General features: G+C 42.1%; 29 protein-coding genes and 2 tRNA genes. 21 read left to right on the top strand and 10 right to left on the bottom strand.

What is annotated here, in order from left to right; all coding sequences use genetic code 11:
• The first annotated feature begins 417 nt into the window (after positions 1-417).
• From B5F25_RS09890 to B5F25_RS09855, 8 genes are all read left to right on the top strand, one after another.
• Positions 418-2,163 carry a sodium:solute symporter gene (locus B5F25_RS09890; RefSeq protein ID WP_022041235.1) on the top strand — a complete coding sequence of 582 codons (1,746 nt, stop codon included), beginning with the start codon at positions 418-420 and terminating at the stop codon, positions 2,161-2,163.
• A 40-nt stretch (positions 2,164-2,203) separates the two neighbouring features.
• The gene (locus B5F25_RS09885; RefSeq protein ID WP_022041236.1) at positions 2,204-3,358 is read left to right on the top strand and encodes an aldose epimerase family protein; all 1,155 of its coding nucleotides are present in this window, start codon (positions 2,204-2,206) and stop codon (positions 3,356-3,358) included.
• 13 nt (positions 3,359-3,371) lie between these two features.
• Positions 3,372-4,049, top strand: a complete 678-nt coding sequence (locus B5F25_RS09880) for an NUDIX domain-containing protein (RefSeq protein ID WP_087249352.1) — start codon at positions 3,372-3,374, stop codon at positions 4,047-4,049.
• Between the two features lie 5 nt (positions 4,050-4,054).
• Entirely contained in the window at positions 4,055-4,744 is a 690-nt protein-coding gene (locus B5F25_RS09875) for an L-ribulose-5-phosphate 4-epimerase (RefSeq protein ID WP_087249326.1), read from the top strand.
• A 29-nt stretch (positions 4,745-4,773) separates the two neighbouring features.
• Positions 4,774-6,300 (top strand): L-arabinose isomerase, encoded by a 1,527-nt coding sequence (araA, locus tag B5F25_RS09870; protein ID WP_022041239.1) that lies wholly within the window; start codon positions 4,774-4,776, stop codon positions 6,298-6,300.
• Between the two features lie 117 nt (positions 6,301-6,417).
• Positions 6,418-8,022: an FGGY-family carbohydrate kinase gene (locus B5F25_RS09865; RefSeq protein WP_022041240.1), complete on the top strand. Its 1,605-nt coding sequence runs from the start codon at positions 6,418-6,420 to the stop codon at positions 8,020-8,022.
• Between the two features lie 30 nt (positions 8,023-8,052).
• A complete protein-coding gene (locus tag B5F25_RS09860; RefSeq protein WP_087210875.1) occupies positions 8,053-9,597 on the top strand; it encodes an alpha-N-arabinofuranosidase in 1,545 nt (514 codons plus the stop codon).
• A 6-nt stretch (positions 9,598-9,603) separates the two neighbouring features.
• Positions 9,604-11,580: an alpha-L-arabinofuranosidase C-terminal domain-containing protein gene (locus B5F25_RS09855; RefSeq protein ID WP_087249324.1), complete on the top strand. Its 1,977-nt coding sequence runs from the start codon at positions 9,604-9,606 to the stop codon at positions 11,578-11,580.
• Positions 11,581-11,835: 255 nt separating this feature from the next.
• On the opposite strand, the gene B5F25_RS09850 is transcribed toward B5F25_RS09855, so the two are convergent.
• Entirely contained in the window at positions 11,836-12,087 is a 252-nt protein-coding gene (locus tag B5F25_RS09850) for a hypothetical protein (protein ID WP_162614390.1), read from the bottom strand.
• Positions 12,088-12,419: 332 nt separating this feature from the next.
• Here B5F25_RS09850 and B5F25_RS09845 point away from each other — a divergent pair.
• Positions 12,420-12,492: transfer RNA gene (locus tag B5F25_RS09845), tRNA-Gly, on the top strand.
• A 151-nt stretch (positions 12,493-12,643) separates the two neighbouring features.
• Positions 12,644-13,846 carry a site-specific integrase gene (locus tag B5F25_RS09840; protein WP_087249321.1) on the top strand — a complete coding sequence of 401 codons (1,203 nt, stop codon included), beginning with the start codon at positions 12,644-12,646 and terminating at the stop codon, positions 13,844-13,846.
• Positions 13,847-13,986: 140 nt separating this feature from the next.
• Here B5F25_RS09840 and B5F25_RS09835 read toward each other — a convergent pair whose 3' ends face one another.
• Entirely contained in the window at positions 13,987-15,465 is a 1,479-nt protein-coding gene (locus B5F25_RS09835; RefSeq protein WP_087249319.1) for a BACON domain-containing protein, read from the bottom strand.
• Between the two features lie 53 nt (positions 15,466-15,518).
• On the opposite strand from B5F25_RS09835, the gene B5F25_RS21175 reads away from it, so the two are divergent.
• The gene (locus tag B5F25_RS21175; RefSeq protein WP_140406911.1) at positions 15,519-15,743 is read left to right on the top strand and encodes a hypothetical protein; all 225 of its coding nucleotides are present in this window, start codon (positions 15,519-15,521) and stop codon (positions 15,741-15,743) included.
• Here the strand turns inward: B5F25_RS21175 and B5F25_RS09830 are convergent.
• The 3 genes from B5F25_RS09830 to B5F25_RS09820 are packed head-to-tail and all read right to left on the bottom strand — an operon-like array spanning position 15,720 to position 17,133.
• Positions 15,720-16,151 carry a hypothetical protein gene (locus B5F25_RS09830; RefSeq protein WP_087249317.1) on the bottom strand — a complete coding sequence of 144 codons (432 nt, stop codon included), beginning with the start codon at positions 16,149-16,151 and terminating at the stop codon, positions 15,720-15,722. The genes B5F25_RS21175 and B5F25_RS09830 overlap by 24 nt on opposite strands.
• A gap of 23 nt (positions 16,152-16,174) precedes the next feature.
• Complete coding sequence (locus tag B5F25_RS09825) at positions 16,175-16,828, bottom strand: hypothetical protein (protein ID WP_087249315.1); 654 nt, start codon at positions 16,826-16,828, stop codon at positions 16,175-16,177.
• A 2-nt stretch (positions 16,829-16,830) separates the two neighbouring features.
• Positions 16,831-17,133 (bottom strand): helix-turn-helix domain-containing protein, encoded by a 303-nt coding sequence (locus B5F25_RS09820; RefSeq protein WP_087249313.1) that lies wholly within the window; start codon positions 17,131-17,133, stop codon positions 16,831-16,833.
• A gap of 238 nt (positions 17,134-17,371) precedes the next feature.
• On the opposite strand from B5F25_RS09820, the gene B5F25_RS22640 reads away from it, so the two are divergent.
• From B5F25_RS22640 to B5F25_RS09800, 5 genes are all read left to right on the top strand, one after another.
• Positions 17,372-17,506: a hypothetical protein gene (locus B5F25_RS22640; RefSeq protein ID WP_262483268.1), complete on the top strand. Its 135-nt coding sequence runs from the start codon at positions 17,372-17,374 to the stop codon at positions 17,504-17,506.
• 9 nt (positions 17,507-17,515) lie between these two features.
• Positions 17,516-17,716 carry a hypothetical protein gene (locus B5F25_RS09815; protein WP_087249311.1) on the top strand — a complete coding sequence of 67 codons (201 nt, stop codon included), beginning with the start codon at positions 17,516-17,518 and terminating at the stop codon, positions 17,714-17,716.
• A 12-nt stretch (positions 17,717-17,728) separates the two neighbouring features.
• Positions 17,729-17,998 (top strand): hypothetical protein, encoded by a 270-nt coding sequence (locus B5F25_RS09810; RefSeq protein ID WP_140406910.1) that lies wholly within the window; start codon positions 17,729-17,731, stop codon positions 17,996-17,998.
• The gene (locus tag B5F25_RS09805; RefSeq protein WP_087249307.1) at positions 17,995-18,516 is read left to right on the top strand and encodes a hypothetical protein; all 522 of its coding nucleotides are present in this window, start codon (positions 17,995-17,997) and stop codon (positions 18,514-18,516) included. The genes B5F25_RS09810 and B5F25_RS09805 overlap by 4 nt, the downstream gene beginning before the upstream one ends.
• A gap of 254 nt (positions 18,517-18,770) precedes the next feature.
• Positions 18,771-18,995, top strand: a complete 225-nt coding sequence (locus B5F25_RS09800; protein ID WP_087249305.1) for a hypothetical protein — start codon at positions 18,771-18,773, stop codon at positions 18,993-18,995.
• Positions 18,996-19,394: 399 nt separating this feature from the next.
• On the opposite strand, the gene B5F25_RS09795 is transcribed toward B5F25_RS09800, so the two are convergent.
• The 5 genes from B5F25_RS09795 to B5F25_RS09775 form a co-directional block, all read right to left on the bottom strand.
• Positions 19,395-19,583: a DUF6722 family protein gene (locus tag B5F25_RS09795; RefSeq protein ID WP_087249303.1), complete on the bottom strand. Its 189-nt coding sequence runs from the start codon at positions 19,581-19,583 to the stop codon at positions 19,395-19,397.
• Positions 19,584-19,675: 92 nt separating this feature from the next.
• Positions 19,676-20,077, bottom strand: a complete 402-nt coding sequence (locus B5F25_RS09790) for a hypothetical protein (RefSeq protein ID WP_087249301.1) — start codon at positions 20,075-20,077, stop codon at positions 19,676-19,678.
• Positions 20,070-20,447 carry a hypothetical protein gene (locus tag B5F25_RS09785; RefSeq protein WP_087249300.1) on the bottom strand — a complete coding sequence of 126 codons (378 nt, stop codon included), beginning with the start codon at positions 20,445-20,447 and terminating at the stop codon, positions 20,070-20,072. The genes B5F25_RS09790 and B5F25_RS09785 overlap by 8 nt, the downstream gene beginning before the upstream one ends.
• Positions 20,448-20,451: 4 nt before the next feature.
• Positions 20,452-20,724: a helix-turn-helix transcriptional regulator gene (locus B5F25_RS21170; protein WP_140406909.1), complete on the bottom strand. Its 273-nt coding sequence runs from the start codon at positions 20,722-20,724 to the stop codon at positions 20,452-20,454.
• A gap of 39 nt (positions 20,725-20,763) precedes the next feature.
• Entirely contained in the window at positions 20,764-21,048 is a 285-nt protein-coding gene (locus B5F25_RS09775) for a helix-turn-helix transcriptional regulator (protein WP_087249298.1), read from the bottom strand.
• Positions 21,049-21,174: 126 nt separating this feature from the next.
• On the opposite strand from B5F25_RS09775, the gene B5F25_RS09770 reads away from it, so the two are divergent.
• From B5F25_RS09770 to B5F25_RS09750, 5 genes are all read left to right on the top strand, one after another.
• Positions 21,175-21,552, top strand: a complete 378-nt coding sequence (locus B5F25_RS09770; RefSeq protein WP_241148392.1) for a hypothetical protein — start codon at positions 21,175-21,177, stop codon at positions 21,550-21,552.
• Between the two features lie 35 nt (positions 21,553-21,587).
• On the top strand, positions 21,588-21,797 hold the full coding sequence (locus tag B5F25_RS09765; protein ID WP_087249296.1) for a hypothetical protein: 210 nt from the start codon (positions 21,588-21,590) through the stop codon (positions 21,795-21,797).
• Positions 21,798-21,799: 2 nt separating this feature from the next.
• Complete coding sequence (locus tag B5F25_RS09760) at positions 21,800-22,021, top strand: helix-turn-helix domain-containing protein (RefSeq protein WP_087249295.1); 222 nt, start codon at positions 21,800-21,802, stop codon at positions 22,019-22,021.
• A gap of 12 nt (positions 22,022-22,033) precedes the next feature.
• Positions 22,034-22,108: transfer RNA gene (locus B5F25_RS09755), tRNA-Arg, on the top strand.
• A gap of 448 nt (positions 22,109-22,556) precedes the next feature.
• A partial coding sequence (locus B5F25_RS09750; RefSeq protein WP_206423541.1) for a hypothetical protein occupies positions 22,557-22,836 on the top strand: 280 nt, incomplete at its 3' end.

Below are 22,836 nucleotides of genomic sequence, written 5' to 3'. Positions count from 1 at the left end.
CTAAATATGAGTCAAAAGCAGAGGTAAAAACCGGAATATCGCAATTGCAAGCCTACGAGGATAAGAAATGCAGTCCGGTCTTTTTGAGGCAGCACCTGTCATGTCTGAATGCCTTTATCGGTGGAATCATATATGTGCAAAATTACTTCCGCCAACGGGTGTTGGATATATAATAAGGTGTACAGAATAGGTATCGGTTGCCGGGAAGTGGACAATAGAACAGGTTTTGGCAGAAATTTGTCCAAATATGTTGTGTAACACACAAATTTATGAACATAACTCGTAAGGAATTTGTAATATTGCAGTCGAATTAGTGTAAATGATACACTTTACTGATAATGGCCGGTTCTTGTAACTTGCGTGACCTTTTGGACATCTAATTAACATGAAACATAAATTAAAAAAACAAACGTGATTATGAATTGGAATTCAAGTGAATTTGTTTGGCTCGACTGGGCGGTTCTCGTCATCGGGGTCATTCTGATTGCGTGGGCGGTGTACCGTGCAATCCAAAAAGACAAAAAGCAACAACAAGGGGCTAACAGTGAAGATTACCTCTTCGGAAAAGGAGAGCCGTGGTACATTATCGGTGCGGCTATCTTTGCCGCCAATATCGGGTCGGAACACCTGGTCGGACTGGCAGGTACAGGAGCCAAGGACGGCGTTGGTATGGCACACTGGGAGATGCAGGGTTGGATGATTCTTATCCTCGGATGGCTGTTCGTCCCCTTCTATCAATTATTGAACAATAAGTTGGGCAAGATTATTACGATGCCTGACTTCCTGAAGTTCCGTTATACGAAGCGTACCGGTTCGTGGCTTTCCATCATTACTTTGATTGCATACGTGCTGACAAAAGTTTCTGTAACCGCATTCACCGGAGGTATTTTCTTCGAATACTTATTGAATATCCCGTTCTGGTACGGTGCTATCGGGCTGATTGCTATTACAGCAGTATTTACTGTTTTCGGTGGAATGAAAGGTGTGATGACCTTGTCGGCTATCCAGACTCCTATCCTCATCATTGGTTCTTTCCTTGTCTTGTTTTTAGGACTGCATCTGTTGGGAGATGGAAGCATTGCCGAAGGCTGGTCGCAGATGATGGCTGTATGTAATGCTGCCCACGACGGCTTTGGTACTACGCACATGTTTCACACAGATCCGGCAGATCCGATGTATCCCAAATTCCCGGGTTATGTAGTGTTCCTCGGTGCGTCTATCATTGGTTTCTGGTATTGGTGTACCGACCAGCACATTGTACAACGTGTGTTGGGGCAGACTAAGGGCGAAGACAATTCAGTAGTAATGGCACGTGCCCGTCGCGGTACGATTGCAGCCGGTTATTTCAAGTTGTTGCCTATCTTCATGTTCTTGATTCCGGGTATGGTGGCATACGCACTCTCGATGAAGGCGGGAAGCGGTATTGAGATGGATATCACTAACACACATGATACTGACGGTGCATTTGCCATGATGGTGAAAAATATCTTGCCGGCAGGGGTCAAAGGTATTGTGACCATTGGTTTTGTATGTGCCCTCGTTGCATCGTTGGCAGCATTCTTCAATAGCTGTGCGACATTGTTTACCGAAGACTTTTATAAGCCGATGAAGAAAGGCATGAGCGAGAGCCATTATGTGTTTGTAGGCCGTCTTGCAACGGTAGTTGTTGTGCTTCTGGGATTGGCTTGGATGCCGATTATGATGAACATGGGTAACCTGTACTCTTACTTGCAAGACATTCAGTCACTGATTGCTCCGGCAATGGTGGCGGTGTTCTCGCTGGGTATCTTCTCAAAGAAGATTACTCCCAAAGCCGGCGAATGGGGACTTATCGGTGGCTTTTTGATTGGTATGGTGCGCTTGTTCACCAATGTAGTTACCGAATCGGGCACCAAGGTGATGGAAGGAGCTTTCTGGGAATACACGTCTTGGTTCTGGCAGACCAACTGGCTGGTGTTTGAAGTATGGTTGCTTGTATTCATTATCATTCTGATGGTTGTTGTGTCTTGTTTTACACCCGCTCCGTCCAAAGAACAGGTGGAAGCGATTACCTTCACCAAAGATTACAAGAAGGCTATCCGTGAGAGCTGGAATAAATGGGATGTCATCGCCACATTGGGTGTTGTTGCCTGCTGTGCAGCTTTCTACTGGTATTTTTGGTAAAGAGTAGATGAATGATGTTTTAAATAAAAAATAATAAGCGATGAAAAACATTCGGAATTCATTTTTAGGAATGAGTGCGGCACTTGCCTTGATGGCATCTTGCACTACGCAGGAACAGAAACCTGCATTGACCCTTTCGGGATTGGATCCTGCCAATTTTGAAACGACTGTAGACGGGACAAAAGCGGTTAAACTTTATACGTTGACAAATCATAACGGAATGGAAGTCTGCATTACAAACTTTGGTGGACGTATTGTCTCGCTGATGGTGCCGGACAAAAATGGCACGATGACAGATGTGGTGCTGGGCTTCGACAGCATTGCCGATTACCAGAATATCCCGAGCGATTTCGGAGCAGCCATCGGGCGTTATGCTAATCGTATTAATAAGGGGCAGATGAAAGTGGACGGCACTTTGATTCAATTGCCGACAAACAATTTCGGACATTGTCTGCACGGTGGACCTACCGGTTGGCAATATCAGGTGTATGAAGCAAATCAGACCAACGACAGTACTTTGGTCTTGACGATGAACTCGGCAGATGGCGATAATAATTTCCCGGGTAATGTGACTGCACATGTGACTTACGCATTGACAGCCAATAATGCCATCGATATCAAGTATGATGCTACTACCGACAAGACCACGGTAATCAATATGACCAACCATTCATACTTTAACCTGAATGGCGACCCCTCCAAGCCTGGAACCGACCAGATTCTGTATGTTGCGGCAGACAGCATTACTCCTGTCGACAGCACGTATATGACCAATGGCGAGATGATGGCTGTAAAGGATACTCCATTCGATTTCAATACGCCGAAGCCTATCGCTCCGTCTGTAACCGATTTTGAAAACGAACAAGTGAAGTTCGGTAATGGATTCGACCATAACTGGGTACTGAAGACTAAAGGCGATATCAGCCAGGTAGCAGCCAAGCTGACCAGCCCGACTTCGGGTATCAGTCTGACCGTATACACCGACGAGCCTGGTATCCAGGTTTACACAGGAAATTTCTTGGATGGAACCGTGAAAGGTAAGAAAGGCATTGCTTATCCGCAACGGGCTTCTGTATGTTTGGAGACTCAACATTATCCGGATAGTCCTAATAAGCCGCAATGGCCTTCGGTTATCCTGGAACCGGGTGAAACTTATCAGAGCCATTGTATATTCCAGTTCGGTATAGAAAAATGATTTTATGAACGATGTGTCTACATATTACAAGAATAATCCGAAATTTTTCGTCGGTATTGATTGCATCATATTCGGTTTTGAGAAAGAACAATTGAGCTTGTTGTTGCTTCAGCGTAATTTTGAGCCGGCAAAGGGTCAGTGGTCTTTAATGGGCGGTTTTGTCCAGGAAAATGAAAGCGCGGATGATGCGGCAAAGCGTGTGCTGTACGAACTGACCGGATTGAAGGATGTTTATATGGAACACATCGGAGCTTTTGGCGAGATAAACAGAGACCCGGGTGAACGGGTTATCTCGCTTGCTTATTATGCACTCATCAATACGAATAAATACGACCGGGAGCTGGTGCAACGGCATAATGCGTATTGGGTAAATATTGATGAGATACCTGATTTGATTTTCGACCATAACCAAATGGTAGAAAAAGCCCGGACGGCCATGAAGGAAAAGGCTTCTACCGCTCCCATTGGTTTCAATTTGCTTCCAGAGCTTTTTACACTTACGCAATTGCAAAGCTTGTATGAAGCTATTTATGGCGAACCAATGGATAAACGCAATTTCCGGAAGCGAATTGCGGATATGGGTTATATCGAGAAAACAGATAAAATAGATAAAACAGGTTCTAAAAGAGGGGCTTATCTGTACAAGTTCAATGATAAGGCTTATCAGCGGGACCCGAAATTCAAACTATAAGACTTATGTTAGAAGATTTGAAAGAAAAAGTGTTTCAGGCAAACCTTGATTTGGTGAAACATGGATTGGTGATTTTTACATGGGGTAATGTATCTGCTATCGACCGCGAAAAAGGGCTGGTAGTGATTAAGCCCAGTGGCGTAGCTTACGATGTAATGAAAGCATCGGATATGGTGGTGGTAGATTTGGATGGCAATGTAGTGGAAGGTGATTTACGTCCTTCCAGCGATACGCCGACTCATCTGGTTCTTTATAAGGCATTCAAGGAAATAGGTGGGGTGGTGCATACGCATTCTACGTATGCTACTGCATGGGCACAGGCCGGATGCGACATTCCGAATATAGGGACTACACATGCCGATTATTTTCACGAAGCCATCCCTTGCACGGCGGATATGACCGAAGAAGAGGTGAAAGGCGATTATGAATTGGAAACCGGAAACGTGATTGTAAAACGTTTCGAAGGAATGAATCCGGTTCATACTCCGGGTGTATTAGTGAAAAATCACGGACCTTTTGCGTGGGGTAAGGATGCTCACGATGCAGTTCATAATGCTGTAGTGATGGAGCAGGTGGCAAAAATGGCAAGCATTGCATATGTCGTCAATCCGCATCTGACGATGAACCCCCTGCTGGTAGAGAAACATTTCAGCCGCAAGCATGGTCCGAATGCTTACTACGGACAGAAGAAATAACATACTAACTTTTTAAAATACATAGAACTATGAGCACATTTGATCAATTTGAAGTATGGTTCGTAACAGGAGCTCAGCTTCTGTACGGAGGCGATGCTGTTATCGCAGTAGACGCACACAGTAATGAAATGGTAGCTGGATTGAATAACAGTGGAAATCTTCCGGTTAAAGTAGTATATAAAGGTACGGCTAACTCTTCAAAAGAAGTGGAAGCAGTAATGAAAGCAGCCAATAACGATGAGAAGTGTATCGGTGTTATCACGTGGATGCATACATTCTCGCCTGCAAAGATGTGGATACATGGCTTGCAACAATTGAAGAAACCGTTGCTTCACCTGCATACTCAGTTTAATGAAGAAATTCCTTGGGATACCATGGATATGGACTTTATGAATCTGAACCAGTCGGCACACGGTGACCGCGAGTTCGGACATATTTGCAGCCGTATGCGTATCCGTCGTAAAGTAGTAGTTGGTTATTGGAAAGATGCGGAAACCCAACGTAAGATTTCCGTTTGGATGCGTGTATGTGCAGCTTGGGCAGATGCACAGGACATGTTGATTATTCGTTTTGGCGACCAGATGAATAATGTAGCCGTAACGGATGGCGATAAGGTAGAAGCTGAAGTTCGGATGGGATACCATGTAGACTATTGTCCGGTAAGTGAACTGATGGAATATCACAGCCAGGTGAAAGACGAGGATGTAAAAGCATTGGTGGATGAGTATTTCCAGCTGTATGACCATGATAAAGAACTGGAAGATCAACGAACCGAAGCCTATGGAAAGGTATGGAATTCGGCTAAAGCGGAACTTGCCTTGCGTGCTATTTTGAAGGCAAAAGGTGCGAAAGGCTTCACTACTAACTTTGATGATTTGGGTCAGACAGACGGAAGTCATTTCGACCAGATTCCGGGACTTGCATCTCAACGTCTGATGGCAGAAGGTTATGGCTTCGGTGCTGAAGGTGACTGGAAATCAGCAGCCTTGTACCGTACGGTATGGGTGATGAATCAAGGTCTGCCCAACGGATGTTCGTTCTTGGAAGACTATACGTTGAACTTCAATGGTGAAAGAAGTGCTATCCTGCAGGCACACATGTTGGAAGTTTGTCCGTTGATTGCAGCTCAAAAGCCACGTCTGGAAGTACATTTCCTGGGTATCGGTGTCCGTAAGAGCCAGACTGCCCGTTTGGTATTCACTTCAAAGACGGGTACTGGATGTACAGCAACAGTGGTGGATATGGGTAATCGTTTCCGTTTGATTGTAAACGATGTAGAATGTATTGAACCGAAACCGCTGCCTAAATTGCCGGTAGCTTCTGCATTGTGGATTCCGCAGCCTAATTTTGAAGTAGGTGCAGGTGCATGGATTTTGGCTGGTGGAACTCACCATTCTTGCTTCTCGTACGATTTGACTGCAGAATATTGGGAAGATTATGCTGAAATCGCAGGCATCGAAATGGTACATATCAACAAAGATACCACCATTAGCGACTTCAAGAAAGAACTCCGTATGAACGAAGTTTATTATATGCTGAATAAAGCTCTTTGCTAATAGTTGATCGGAACACAGAGACACGGAGCACTGAGGTTTTATTCGTAAATAGATTCTCTGTGCCTTTGTGTCTCTGTGTTTTATTTTTATTATTTATTATAATCATATAATCATATCATGAATACAGACACAAAATCAATTATCGAATCAGGAAAGGCTATTTTGGGTATCGAATTGGGTTCGACTCGTATTAAAGCAGTATTGATCGACCCCGAAAACAAACCTATAGCTCAGGGAAGTCATGTTTGGGAAAACCAATTGGTAGATGGACTGTGGACTTATAGCATTGATGCCATTTGGAACGGACTTCGGGATTGTTATGCCGATCTATGTGCTGATGTAAAGAAACAGTACGATACGGATATAGAAACTTTGGCGGCTATTGGCGTTAGTGCCATGATGCACGGTTATATGGCTTTCAATGATAAAGAGGAGATTCTCGTTCCGTTCCGTACGTGGCGCAATACCAATACAGGCATAGCTGCAGCAGCTCTTTCGGAAGCATTTGTTTACAATATTCCGTTGCGCTGGAGCATCTCTCATTTGTATCAGGCTATTCTGAACGGTGAATCACATGTAAAAGATATTGCTTATCTGACAACTTTGGCTGGATATGTGCACTGGCAGTTGAGTGGGAAAAAGGTATTGGGCATCGGCGATGCTTCGGGTGTGCTTCCCATTGACCCTGCTACAAAGAATTATTCGGCAGAGATGGTGGAGAAATTCGATAAAATGGTTGCACCGAAAGGCTTTTCTTGGAAATTGACCGATATTTTGCCTAAGGTGTTGCAAGCCGGTGAGAATGCAGGTTTCCTGACACCTGAGGGTGCTAAAAAACTTGATGGGTCCGGCCGTTTGAAAGCAGGCATACCTTTGTGTCCTCCCGAAGGAGATGCAGGAACAGGTATGGTGGCTACCAATGCTGTGAAGCAGCGTACAGGTAATGTATCGGCAGGTACTTCTTCGTTTTCTATGATTGTACTGGAGAAAGACTTGTCGAAACCGTATGAAATGATTGATATGGTGACTACGCCTGACGGCAGCCTGGTTGCCATGGTACATTGTAATAATTGTACTTCCGACCTTAATGCCTGGGTTAATTTGTTTAAAGAATATCAAGAACTACTGGGGGTACCCGTAGATATGAATGAGGTTTTCGGAAAACTGTATAATCATGCTCTTGAAGGAGATGCTGATTGTGGTGGACTGATTTCTTACAATTACATTTCGGGTGAACCGGTAACCAGACTTGCTGAAGGAAGACCTTTGGTTGTACGTTCTGCCAATGATAAATTCAACCTTGCCAACTTTATGCGTGCCAACCTGTATGCATCTGTGGCTGTACTGAAAATAGGTAATGATATTTTGTTCAACGAAGAGAAAATCAAAGTAGACCGTATTACAGGTCACGGAGGATTGTTCAAGACAAAAGGGGTAGGACAGCGCATTTTGGCGGCAGCACTCAATTCGCCTATATCTGTTATGGAAACGGCCGGTGAAGGCGGTGCCTGGGGTATTGCTTTGTTAGGGTCTTATTTGGTGAACAATCCACAAAAATTGTCGCTTGCCGATTTCCTTGATGAACAAGTATTTGCTGGGAACACAGGTGTGGAAATTAAACCGGACCTGAAAGATGTAGCAGGATTCAATGCATACATTGAAACTTATAAAGCTGGTTTACCTATCGAAGAAGCAGCTGTAAAATATAAGGTTAGTGAATGAGCCGATTAATGATTAATTAAAGAAGAAAAAATGAAAAACAAACTGATTCTTAGTGGCTTGATGCTGGGCGTCAGCCTTGCTGTATCCGCACAACAACACGCGACTGTAACCGTTCACACAGAAAAGGCTGAACAAATCATTCCGAAAGAAATATACGGACAATTCGCCGAGCATTTGGGTACCTGTATTTATGGGGGCTTGTGGGTAGGCGAGGATTCTCCTATTCCTAATACAAACGGATACCGTAATGATGTACTTGAAGCATTGAAAAAATTGAAAGTACCTGTATTGCGTTGGCCAGGCGGATGCTTTGCCGATGAATATCATTGGATGGATGGCATTGGACCCAAAGAAAACCGCCCGAAAATGGTGAACAATAACTGGGGAGGGACTGTAGAAGATAATAGTTTTGGTACTCACGAATTTCTTAACTTGTGCGAGCTTTTGGGTTGCGAGCCTTATATCAGCGGCAATGTGGGAAGCGGAACAGTAGAAGAAATGGCAAAGTGGGTGGAATATATGACATCTGAGCAGGGAAGCCCCATGGCAAAGTTGCGTTTGCAGAATGGACGTGAAAAACCTTGGAAAGTAAAATACTTTGGTGTAGGTAATGAAAGTTGGGGTTGTGGAGGCAGTATGCGTCCGGAATATTATGCCGATTTGTATCGTCGTTATTCTACATATTGTCGTAACTACAATGGAAATAAATTGTTTAAGATTGCCAGCGGTGCCAGCGATTACGATTATAATTGGACAGAAGTGTTGATGCAGAATGTCGGTCATCGTATGGATGGTGTATCTTTGCATTATTATACAGTACCTGGATGGACTGGAAGTAAAGGTTCTGCTACTAAGTTTACAACCGATGATTACTATTGGACGATGGGTAAATGCCGTGAAATTGAGGATGTGTTGAAGCGTCACATGGCTATTATGGATAAATATGATCCGAAGAAACAAATTGCTCTTATCGTCGATGAATGGGGTACTTGGTGGGATGAAGAACCCGGTACAATTCCCGGCCATCTGTATCAGCAGAACACGATGCGTGATGCGTTTGTAGCTTCACTTACATTGGATATCTTCCATAAATATACCGACCGTGTGAAGATGACCAACATAGCCCAGATCGCTAATGTGCTGCAATCGATGATTTTGACGAAAGAGGACAAAATGGTCCTGACGCCGACTTATCATGTATTCGAAATGTATAATGTACATCAAGATGCTACGTTCTTGCCATCAGACCTGCAATGTACCTATAAGAATGTGCGTGATAATCGTGTGGTACCTATGATTAGTACAAGTGCTTCGCGTGACAAGGAAGGACGTATTCACTTGTCGTTGTCTAATATCGACCTTGAAGAATCGGCTGAGGTAACCGTTAACCTGGAAGGTTTCGAGGGGAAACAGGTTACGGGACGTATCCTGGCTGCAGATAAGATTGATACGTATAATACGTTTGAAAATCCGGATGCCGTTACTGTGAAGGATTTCAAGGATGTTAAGTTGCAAAAGGGCGGTTTGTTGGTAAAATTGCCTGCTATGTCTATTGTTACACTCGAAATCAAATGATAATTTATGAATAAATCAACAATTTTCAGTTTGGCCTTGGCGACTTGTTGCTGTACGGGGCTGGCGGCACAGGAAGTCAACCACATGGTGGTAAAGGCAAACAAGCCAGGTGCCGAAATCCAACCCACCATGTATGGACATTTTTTTGAGGATATTAATTATGGTGCAGATGGAGGATTGTATGCCGAATTGGTCATGAACCGTTCATTTGAATTTCCCAATCGTCTGCAAGGCTGGAAAACATTCGGTAATGTTACGGTCTTGGAGGATGGACCTTTTGACCGTAATCCACATTACATTCGTCTTGCAGATCCGGGACATCCGCATAAGCGTACAGGGGTAGTCAATGAAGGCTTTTTCGGCATTGGATTGAAAGAAAATGCTCAATACCGCTTTACTGTGTGGGCCAGAGGAAACGGGCAGAAGATCCGGGTGGAACTCATTGATCCGTATTCGATGGGGGAAACTCAGGTGTTGACTTCGGGAGACGTAGCCTTGAACTCGGCTGATTGGAAAAAATATGAATTGGTGCTTACTGCTCCACAAACCATTGATGCGGCACAGCTGCGTATCTTCCTGGCTTCTGCAGGCAATGTTGACTTGGAGCATATTTCACTTTTCCCCGTCGATACATGGAAAGGGCGTGAAAATGGTTTGCGTAAAGATCTTGTACAGGCCTTGGTTGATACCAAACCAGGTGTATTCCGTTTCCCTGGTGGATGTATCGTAGAAGGTACACATATCAATGACCGTTATCAATGGAAAAACTCAGTAGGTCCTGTAGAGAACCGTCCGTTGAACTCGAACCGATGGGAATATACTTTCCCTCATCGTTATTATCCTGATTATCACCAGACATATGGTATGGGATTTTACGAACTTTTCTTGTTGGCTGAAGATATGGGCGCTGAGCCTCTTCCGATTGTTAATGTAGGTCTGGCATGCCAGTATCAAAACGATGATCCTAAAGCGCATGTCCCAGTGGACAGCCTGCAAAGCTATATTCAGGACGCACTTGACCTTATTGAGTTTGCCAATGGTGATGAAACAACAAAGTGGGGTAAACTTCGTGCCGAAATGGGACATCCCGCTCCTTTTAATATGAAATTTATTGGAGTAGGAAACGAACAGTGGGGACCGGAGTATCCCGAACGTCTGAAATATTTTGTCGATGCTATCCGCAAAGCTTATCCCGATATTCAGATTATCGGTTCATCTGGTCCGAATTCGGAGGGTAAGGACTTTGATTATTTGTGGCCTGAGATGAAAAAGTTGAAAGTGGATTTGGTCGACGAACATTTTTATCGCCCCGAAGATTGGTTCTTGAAGTCGGGCAATCGTTATGATAATTATGACCGTAAAGGACCGAAGGTGTTTGCAGGAGAATATGCTTGCCACGGAAAAGGAAAGAAATGGAATCATTTTTATGCATCATTGCTTGAAGCTGCTTTCCTGACAGGAGTGGAACGTAATGCTGATGTAGTGTATATGGCTACTTATGCTCCTTTATTGGCGCATGTGAAAGGCTGGCAATGGCGTCCGGACTTGATTTGGTTTGACAATTTGCGTAGTGTACGTTCATGCAGCTGGTATGTGCAATACCTTTATGGACACAATAAAGGTACACAGGTTGTGCCTTTGTTGATGGATGGCAAGGCTGTAAGCGGTCAGCCAGATCAAAATGGTTTGTTTGCCAGCGCTGTGTGGGATGAACCTACAAAAAGCTATATCGTTAAGATTGTCAACGTATCCGATAAGGCTCAATCTGTAACGGTAGAATTTGATGGCTTGAAAAAGAAAAAACTTGCTACGCAAGCCGATTGTATCCTGTTCCACTCGGATAATCCGGATGAAGAAAATTCGTTGGATAATCCCAATCTGATTACTCCGAAAGAAAGTAAAGTTACTGTTGATGGTAAGACTTTGCAGTCTGAAGTAGGTGCACAGACTTTTGTTATCTATCGTGTAAGTATGCAGGAATAATCTTCCTCTTGTAGGGAAACAGGTTGAAGGAAGAACTGGTTTGCCATTTTATTGGAATAATACCTTGAACTAGCTATATCTCCATTGCTGTTTTGGTGATATTGATAGGGCAAGGTATTATTTTGTTTGGATGGTTTATATGTGGTGAAATGTCGGATGATTAGAGCATTTTTTGTATATTGGAGGTAAGAGCCTGTCGTTTAAATTTTGCTCAGGTTAATTTTGCGAATTGTTTTCGAGGATGTTTTTCTGATTTTATAAGGAGGATAGCGGGCTATCTGACGAATAAAATCGGGGAAACAGACCGGAAACAAACGCAAAAGAACCTGATAGAATATTAGAAGCTGTTTTGAATTTCTCCAAAAAGTTTTTCTTGGCTTGATGTATCCGTTTTCGTGTGTGCTTTGGGCGATTTTTTGGTTCTTTTCGCTCCTGTTCTTCGTCAGATAGCCCGCTATCTTCCTCATCACAGAAGCGAAAATGCCTCAAAAACTCATCCCAAATCATCGCACGATAAATTCAAAACAGCTTCTTACTTTATTGGAAAATTTAAACGACAGGCTCTAAATGTGAATGTCCGCTCCGTTTAATTAATATGCTTTCAAAAAGATGATATACTTCATAAGCCATTCCAGTTAATTGCGACAGCTTACGAAGATAATTGGAACGGCAAAGTAAGATATCTTCATTTGGAAAGTGCCTGTTATTGGGGGTAATTGCGTATATTGCATATTTTGATTAAAAAACTCTGCCTTTTGATCAAAAAATAAATATTTGATGTGATTTCGTTTGGCTATTTCACAATAAAATTCTATTTTTGCACCCGAAATAAAGGTAATGCGGTAGTAGCTCAGTTGGTAGAGCATCAGCTTCCCAAGCTGAGGGTCACGGGTTCGAGTCCCGCTTACCGCTCCCACTGAAAATCAAGCAGTTACGATGTAAAGTAGCTGCTTTTTTTATGCAGTTTTGTTTATTTAATGCGGCATTTTGCGGCATTTTACGGCAATATTAGTACATTTGCGGTGCAAATCTGGTGCAAATCTTGCACCGCAAACCGATAGATATGGCAACAGCGAATTACTACCTTGACACGAGGAGGATGAAGGCAAACGGTAAGTACCCATTGAAAATCCGCGTGCAGCACCGTGGGAAATTCCTTATATCAACAGGGTTCGAGGCGGCTCCCGGGACATGGGGCTCCGGCTCGTACAACAGGAAGGAAAGCAACTGGCAGGCGAAGAACGTGGCTCTGCGCGACCTTATGAACAGGATCGAGAAAAAGATCTTCTCGCTGGACGAGGAAGGCCTGCTGCTGAAGATGAGCGACAAGGAACTGAAGGATGCCGTAACTTCTGAAATGGAAGGGAAGAAAGAGGAGGAGCGTACGTTCATCGGATGCCTTGACGAATTTGTCGGGACAAAGACGAACAAGGGCACAATTACCGTATATACGACAACGAGGAACAAGATACTTTCCTTCGACCCTGGATGCACGTTCAGTTCGATGGACAGGTCATGGCTCGTGCGCTTCGAGAAATGGATGGCGGGGCAGGGGATGAAGGTGAACGCATACGCGATCCACCTGAGGAACATCCGCACCGTGTTCAATTATGCCATAGACGAAGGGTATACCGCCATGTACCCTTTCCGGAAGTTCAGCATCGGGAAGGAGGAGACAAGGAAGAGGTCACTGACCGTGGAGCAGTTGCGCGCCCTGCGTGATTACCCCTGTGAGGAATGGCAGGAGAAGTACAGGGACATGTTCATGCTCATGTTCTACCTCATAGGGATTAACGCCGCCGACCTGTTCAACGCCAGGGGCAGCGATGTCGTGAACGGGAGGCTGGAATACAAGAGGGCGAAGACCGGGAAGCTGTATTCCGTGCTGGTCGAGCCGGAGGCATGGGAAATCATAAACCGGTACAAGGGGAAAAAGTACCTTCTTGACATCATGGACACATTCTCCGATTACAGGAACTTCCTGCACCGCATGGGGATAGCCTTGAAGCAGATAGGCGGCATGGAGCGTACGGGAAGGGGAGGGAAGAAGGTGCGCGAGCCGCTGTTCCCCGAACTCTCATCGTACTGGAGCCGCCACACGTGGGCGACGCTTGCCGCCGGGCTTGAAATACCCAAGGAAACCATATCGGAGGCGTTGGGGCACAGCATCGGTTCTGAGGTGACATCGATATACATTAAGTTTGACCGAAAGAAGGTGGACGCGGCGAACAGGAAGGTTATTGACTTTGTGAACGGGAATATGTAACTGAAGCCGGAGAAGTAGCCTCCGGCTTTTATATTGTTGTACTCCTGCCGCCTCGCCAAGGAATTTATTCACGAAGTAAACCTGCCCTTTCCCCGTTATCTTGGTGGTGGTCGTAACCAGCACCGTTCTCATGGCAATTCTTACTTTACCGCTGATGAGAAATCAATATCCACATATTCGTAATATAATTCCTTGCTATCATTCCATTTGTATGTAACCAGGAATCGAAGTTTTGGCAAATTATTCCCATTTATGGATGTAAGACCAAACAATTCCGTGAAATTTAATTCTCCCGTTGTAAAACTTACTTCATAGGAAGGTGGAGATATAATCTCAGAGGATGATATAAGGATGCCATTCTCATCGACAACATTGGCCTTCAAAACTTCGTAAGTGTCATTAGGACCTCCTTTTATCCATCCTTTTAAAACAAATACATAACCGTATACCATTTCTGACATCCAATCATAACCTGCGACAAAAAAAGCCCTGTTAATATCTGCGTCTAAAAATGACGTGCATCCACTGTAATCGTCTATAATATCTATATGCGCTTTACCTATATTGTCATTTGTTATAAGATATCCATTATCCGCATAAATTACCGAAGGATTATCGGAAACATATCGTATATCTTCCGTATAAGCATTTTCAGGCTCTATGTATAAGTTCAATTTCGTTTTACTATTGAGCCCGAAATTTGACTGATACATATAATATCCTTCATCACTTATGGGTATTATTTTTTCAGCTTTTATTTTTACCGTCACATTTATTGAAGCTGATTTCCCCGAAGGCTCGTCTATAAGAGAAACGATACATGCTCCATTTCGTATAGGAGTTATTTCCCCATAATTATCCACTTTAAGAATGCTTTCATCTGAAGATTTGTATGAGATTTCTTTCTTGTTGCAATTTTCAGGATAAAAAACAGGGGTTAAAGAGACTGGGTCATTAGAGTTTATCAATATGCTTTCCCCTTCTTGGAATTCTATTTTTTCGGCAAGTATGTCTATTGATTTCTGATAGATGCTGTAATTTATTTCATCTTCGCCTCCGCTGATTGTTATGTATCCGTTTCTTGATTGTCCAGTAGAATTTTCTTCGGCATGGAATCTCCATACATATCCAGTCATTGACCGGGAATCTGACAAGCTAATCCAATCCGGTTTTTTTGTTATACGACTTTCAGTATTTGCCAATATGTCAATTTCAAAATCACCTCCTTGTGCTGGTATGCCTATTGACTTTGATGTATCACCTTGGGCTATGCCGCTCCTTTCGGATTGCTTGACCTGAACAGAGAAAGAAGCTGAATGGTCAATGCTGCTAATAGTAATATCCGCATTTCTTTCTTCGTATTCTTTGTTTTCATTTATATTTAATGAAAGCCTCATATTACCTTTGCCGGACTGAGATGACAATTCAATCCATCCCTCATCTGATGTTGCAACCCATTCACAATTAGACTGTATGTCTATATAATAAATGCCTTCTTCATATCCTGCCTCAATAACATTCGATGAAGAGCTTATATAATATTCAGACTCATCATCCGAGCACGAATTAAGGCACAACAGCGGAACCAGAGCCGCCAAAATCAAAAAAACTTTTCTCATGACTTAAATCTTTGTTTTAAAATTAATTATATTTGCAAATAAAGTAATTCTATATGAAAGAACCAACAATACCTTTCAACAATGTTTCCGGACGAAACATGCCGAATCCACGGTCAGTGATTCAGATTGCCGTTTCAGATTCCATAGGAAGAAGTATGTCTCCCGAGGAAATTGCACGCCATATATGCGCCAGCCTGTTCAACATCATGTCATCAAACAATGCTGTAATTGGATGCGACAATAATAGCGAGCTGCTACTTTTTGAGGAAAAACAGTAGGACAGCCAAAACTATTGATACGAACCAAGACAAGGTTTGTATATATTTGTGCATCCTGATAATACTTTCTTGATGCCTTATCTTCTTCTTGTATTCCAGGCTTTCCATGTTAAGTCTGGCTAATTCCCTATTGAGGCTTTCCATTTCACGTTTGTAGTCTTCGCGCTCTTTTTTGCCTGCGAAACCTCCGCTTTCTATAAACTCTATCCCAGCTTGTGAGATTTTAAAATACGTCCAAGTGTCGTTCATCATCTTACTGTGTATAGTACCGTACATCGAAAGGATAAGGTTTACGCTTTTAATGCAACCGGGTATTTCTTTAAAGTAATTTCCGAACAAGATTTCACCTCCGTTATTTATTGCGCTTTTCAATATGCCTTCCGCTATTTCTTCCGCTTCTCGTTCCATATTCTTTTCGTTAAGGTTGTTGGTTATTGTTGTGTTCGGTTTTCATTTAACTTCTTGCGATTACGCTTAAAATGTCGATTTACTGCTATAAATATTGATATTTCAAGAATTAATATAATTATAGATTTAAAATAAATATTCATATTTACAGAGTCACACATATTTTTAAAACCTCTCCATAAAAAGAAATCTGCCACAATGACTATACAACCAATAACGCAACTTGCAAGTTTTGTCAATATATCTGATTTGTCATAAAATAGAATAACAATAATTGAAATAATGAAGAACACCGCAATTAATAGGAATGGAGTGATTATCGCAATTACATATAATGCGCTTGGGAATGTATCTATTTCCAAGGCAACATAAATTTTATAAACATTCCTAATAAATGATGTCGCCAATGGAGTATGTCGTGTTATTGAGTTCTCTTTATATTCTAAAAATTTATGCATCTCATCAGATTCTTCATATTCCTTTTTTAAATTAACAATTCTTTCAATTTGGTCAAATTCTAAATCATTAGTTATGTATCTGGTAATCCCAATGCAATCATTTAATAAAAATCCAATAAAGAATGCCGAAAATAAAACAATTAATTTGGATGAATCTTCAATTCCCTTATTTGTCATAAAATCCTTTATCTTATTAAATAAGTAAAGAGCAATCTCCATTTTTATTTGATTTTGATTTTCAGACATCCTTCATTATCTATCTCAATTTTCGCATCGAATGACTTGGGCATATAATTTTTCCCTTTAATCATTTCGCCCTCGCCACGTAACAACCATTCGGCACTTATTTCTGGGAAATAATGCAATATTGCCTCAATAGTGCCTACTGGAATAGAAGATGTATCGCCATTGATTTGCCTATTCAATGTCGTTTGCACAATATTAATCTTTTTGCTAAAAGAATTTATAGACATTTCTTTAAAGTCTATAAGTTCTTTAATTCTTTGAGTTATAGTAGTTTTCATATATCTTATATTTAGAATGATTCTAAATATGCAATACTGCCTAAACTTTTAGGCTATTTCGCATTATTCTATAAATAATATATCTATATTTGCATCATCTAATAGAAATAAACCCTATTAGGTTATAATAGATTTTAATTCAAAGAGTAAATATATTTAATTGTAGTTAGATATGCAAGAATTTGTATGCAAAAAAAACCTAACAGAAACTTTGAGAAGGTTGAAAAAAGGAGATTCAATGGTGGTCAAAAACAAGGACTTCAAGATGTGCTCCGGTCAGGCTGCCAAGAGAGCCTTGGAAAAGGAAGGCATCATACTAAGGATTTCAGAAAAGGGCATGGTTGATGAATGGTTGGTTGAAAGGCTGGATTAAGGGGGAGATATGGAAAATGAAGATAAAAAAAATATTGGCTGCACAGGGTTTGCATTCATGGCGGTAATTTTTCTGTCACCACTTATTATTTTAATGAATATCGCTTCAATTGATTCTGATTTGGATTATATCTCATATAAACAAATAGAAATAGAGAAAATGATTCAAGACATAAAGCAAGCAATTGAAAATGATTCAATAGTAAAATAAGGAGGATATGATATGGAAGAAATAAATAGACTATTGCTTATAGCAAACGACAATGTAAGAAAAAGTATGCAAAAATACGAAGATGCTTGTTTTGCATTTTCAAGATTAAGGGCAGTCGAATCAATGCTTGAAGAAGCAATAAACCTCTATGGTGGAACGCATCGAATTAAGCTTAAACAGTCATTAGACTTAATATCAGAAGTCGTGAAATCGAATTATGATAATTTAAAAACTATAAAAGAGTGCATGTTGGAAGGAAAGGAATTGCCTAACTACTTATGACAAAGTTAAGATACACAAGCTCAATAACAAGAGAGCCATATGCCGTGATCGGCAAAGATGAGCCAAGCGAAGAGGAATGGGACAGATTTTTAGAAAAAAAAGGCATGAAACGAAGGGATAAAAGCAGATTCACAAAAACGGATGTGAAATCAATATGTGAATTAAGCAATGAGCTTATTCGATACAGGCAGGGATACGCTTTTATGGCGAATATGATTGTCAATATATCTTCCGGAAAGGAAGACCCTACAATATTATTGGATTTTTTGCCAGATGATGAACATGCAAGATTCGTGCATAGAACTATAAGGGAATGGGGTGAAAAGATATACAAGAACAAGAATGAAGAAAATAATCCCGATGGAGAAACTGAATCCACCGGGACAAAAGAAGGGAATTCCCGCTTTGGGGAATTAAGGACGATGAATCAGTTTATGGATATTGAAACTGATTGTGTAGCCGCAAACCTTACAGAATCCGGCAAGAACGGGAAGGGTGGGAACCGTGGTACTGTTTGACTGAATAACTTCCGCTAAATCACTGACGGAAATCATATCAAACGGTTGGTCGTCAAACTCAAATCCATTTGTGCTTCATCAGCTTGTTCTTTAGTTAACATCAGAATTTCTTAATTTTTTGGTTACGACACAAAGTTAAGAAAAATCCCGGAGCCAAGCGTGAGCGGCTGAATCGAATTAGCCTTCGGGAGCGTAATTAAAAGCGTCCTTTGGCATTTTGTTGTTGTTTGATAATAATGTAATATTATATAGGTATGATAGAAGAATTTAACGAGAACGGCGAAAGCGGTATAAGGCTTACCGACCACGAAAATGACAGGAAAATAATCGATATGTGGTTGCGAGACCTTATGAAAGAAAAATCATATCTCGAAACGATTGAACGTCTCGAAGTCAAGAACAGAAAGCTGAGGAAATCACTTTACGCAGCAGTTTCCATAAGCATTGCGGAACTCCTGCTGCTGTCAGCAGTGATATGATGAGAGAAACAATGAAAAGCCGGAGAAGCATGATTGCAACTCCGGCGGGTCGTTAACCTCTGCGGACACGAACGGTGGTACGAACGGTAGTCCTTACAGTAGTTCTGACCCTAACGGTAATCTTCGCCATAAGATTTGATTATTAAGTTAATACTTGGATAATCTCAGACTTATCCTTCAGGCAATTTCGTATTAGCCTTTGACATATTGTTGTTGCGAAATTGGGCGAAGATTACATTATTAAACCTACCGAATAGGAAGGTTTAATAAGTTGAAAATGGTTTTTTAAATCATGTGGTTAGCTTTAAGCCAGCGTTTTCCGCTCGGCGTGAGGCACCACAATAGGAATACTGCGCAAGGTATTCCAACCACGGCGAAAACCATATAAGCTCCCATAGTTCAGTCCTCCTTCTTTTTGTTAGACAATATAAGCCCCGCAATCAAGACCAATACGGAAAACAGTACTCCAACTCCGTAAACGGTCGGTTTGCTGTCTTGAAAATCCTTGAAGAACGAGGCGATTACAACACCGGTTAGTACATACTTGGATACATCTATAAGGTATCCTCCAAGTTTTTCTTTCCACATAATGCAAATATAGTGTTTTTGGTTAAGAAAACAAGCTATTGGGTTTTGATTGTGACTTTGCTTCGAATGTGATGTCATCACAATTTGTGATTTCAAATCTTGTTGACCTTATCCTCTATCTTCTTGATAATCTCCTTTGGAGTATAGATGTACAAGGATAAGGAAAACAATATAACCTCAGCCAGAGCTATTATTCCGGTGAGGGTATTGTTTTTCCAGCACATATACACAAGGCAGATGTTCAGGAATGCGAGGGCAACGGAAAGCAGTATCAGAATGGTTTTTATTTTGGGGCAGGAATCCCCCATGACAGCAACCACGCATATCACAATAAAGAACAATACTGATACGGTCGCTATCGACCACAACGGTATCTTTATCTTGCGTGCAGAGTTGATGTAGTCGCCAATATCGAGACCTGAGTTCTTGAAGAAGTCTATTACTTCCTTTTGTGCCCCCTCAATGTCTTTAATCTTTATCTTATCGTCAGCCATTTTTTCTTTCGGTTAATGATGAAAGGATATTGTCTACATCGTTCTTGGCGGATTTGTCATTCCAAAGTGATTCTTCGTCCCCCTTAATGACAACCAACTTGTTGCGCTGGATGATAATCTTTGTCGTGCTGATTGGAGAAGCCTGTCCAGGAGAATCGAAAAGGTTTGTCTTTTCCATGGCTTCCGCCATTGTCTTTGAATCTTCCACGAAGATTGTATTATTCGAGGAATTATAATCAAGTTCAATTACCATTATTGCACCATTGGCATAAGGATATGCGGATATATTCATAGACACATCCTTTTTCAGGAAAGGACTGAAAAGCCTCCTGAAATTAATAAGGTATCTGTTTATTGTATCTTTTTCCATAGGTTTACTGCTTGGTTTTTAATTCGACCTCGAACTCATGCTGGCACTTGGGGCACTTGACGGTCAGGCTTGAGTTTTTCACCTCTTCCGGCGACGCGAAAAGCTGCCACATCGGGACTTCAAGGGCTGATGCTATCTTTTCAAGGGTGTCAAGTTTAGGCTTAATTACACCGTTTACAATATTCCTTGTGTTAACGTCTGTAACACCTATCTCCTTTGAAAGCCATACGGCTGTTTTCCCTTGTTCGGAAAGTATTTCTTTCAATCTTAATTTCATAGCTATTTAGGTTCTGTCGGTTTCTACAAATCATCATAATTAATCATGATTATAAGATTTAATTTTAATAGATGTTTCTATTGGAATTTGGGTCTGACAATTAGGACAAATTATGACTGGAGAATCTGACAAATCGTTGTCATCTTCGTATAATCTATAAATAGGCACATTAATGGCTTTGGCAATATCTGAAAGAGTTCCTATGGTCGGATTTCCCTTTTCAATGATGCCGTGCAAAGATTGCTTGGATTTCCCTATACGAGTAGCCACTTCCTGAACCGTAAGACCCTGCTCCTTGATTACTTCCTTTATTCTGAGTTTCATATTCTTTTTTCTTTTTTGCAAAGATAGGTAAAATAGAGGAAAGTAAATTTATATATGTACTAATAAAGGTTAAAGTAAAAATAAAAAGATACTTTTCTTTTGATAAGTAAAAATATAGTTTTACATTTGCATCGTCAAACAACAACAGAAGGTCAAACGATTAAAAAACGAAGAGATTATGAAACGGTACGATTTGAGCAAGATAATGACGAACGCGCACAAGCTCTACAAGAACGCAAGAAGCCCGAGGAAAGAGCGAAGCTGGAAGCCGAAAGGCAGGAACGCGAGCAGGCTGAACGCGAACGCCGCGAAAAGGCGGCAGCAGAAAACGTGGTAGCCCTTGCAAGAATCAAAGCCGGACAAATCATGTCCGAAGCATACGCCAAGGCGGAACGGATGGAACGGGAAGCCGAAGCAAGAAAGGAAGGCGTAAGCTACAGCGACTACATCGCACGGATGTCGGAAGCGGTTGGCTACGGGAACGGACGCTATTGCGGAGACTGATTGGAACGAATGGAAACAATTAAAAACTGAATGATATGAAACTGACAAAGAGACAAAGGAAAGCATTGACGGCGATAGCCATCATAGCGGTGGTTCTCCTCTATGGGATAGCCGGACGCGTAGACTACACGGACGCCGTAATCCTGCACATGCCGCAGAGCGCATACGATGAGATTAAGGACACGCTCGGTGAAGGGGCTTCCGAATACGACATAGCCAAGTATTACAAGAAAAACTACAGATAACGATGGGACGCACAAGACAGACATTGAAAGTGGAGCCTATAAGGAAGAAATACCTGAACATACAGGAGGCGATGAACTACCTGGGATGCGGGGAGAAGTTCATAAGGAACCTCAAGGACAACAACCTGATACGGGCGTTCAGGCTTACGGACAAGACCTTCCTGTACGATGTGGACAGCATAGACAGGTACGTGGAGAGCCGCGAGTGCACGCATGTCGTGTGACAATCCGCATTACGCCGCATAGCTCAACGGACAGAGCGGAAGTTTCCTAAACTTCATATTCAGGTTCGATTCCTGATGCGGTGACCACCAATAAGAGACCTTTGACATGCTGGGAAGCCCGAAGCAATAAGGGCTATATAAATGGGGTTAACCTTTTCCCCGATGCGAAACGGAACGACGGAGTAGCTTAAAGGTCGTGTGCGAAAAGAGTTGCGTCAAGGGAAGCCGCCAAGAGGCACGCAGCGAATCGCACGTAGAAAAACAAACACTTGTATCAGGTCATGAGTGGCGGTATGCCCGCTGTGAACACCTCTTAGCTGAGCGGCACTCACCTTATATATACAATCCCCCGCCCGTCCATGATTCGGGCTTGAAACCGTTGCAGGTTGCGGGGGAGCTTTTGTTTCAAGATTTATAGGTTAGTTATTTAATTGTTTAACTAAGAACGTGGACAAGCATGTTACGTGTAAGCCGTCCCGTCCGTGAGGATAGGTCGGCTTTTCTATTAAGAAATAGCCCATATAAACATATAATAATGGAAAAGAAATTCATTCTGACAGACGAGTTTGTAGTCAACACATTCGGAGTAAAGTTATTCCGCATTAAATGCGTCAAGTCCTTCAAGTATGCTAATGAAGGAGAACTAGGAGGGTTCATCGAAAAAGAGGGAAACATTGAACAGTCCGGCGATGCATGGGTGTCCGGCGATGCACGGGTGTCCGGCGATGCACGGGTGTCCGGCGATGCACGGGTGTACGGCAATGCACAGGTGTCCGGCAATGCACTGGTGTCCGGCGATGCACGGGTGTCCGGCG

The sequence above is a fragment of the Bacteroides sp. An19 genome, assembly GCF_002160215.1.
In the GTDB taxonomy this organism is placed as follows: Bacteria; Bacteroidota; Bacteroidia; order Bacteroidales; family Bacteroidaceae; genus Phocaeicola; species Phocaeicola intestinalis.
This window is presented reverse-complemented; position numbering and strand designations above follow the sequence as displayed.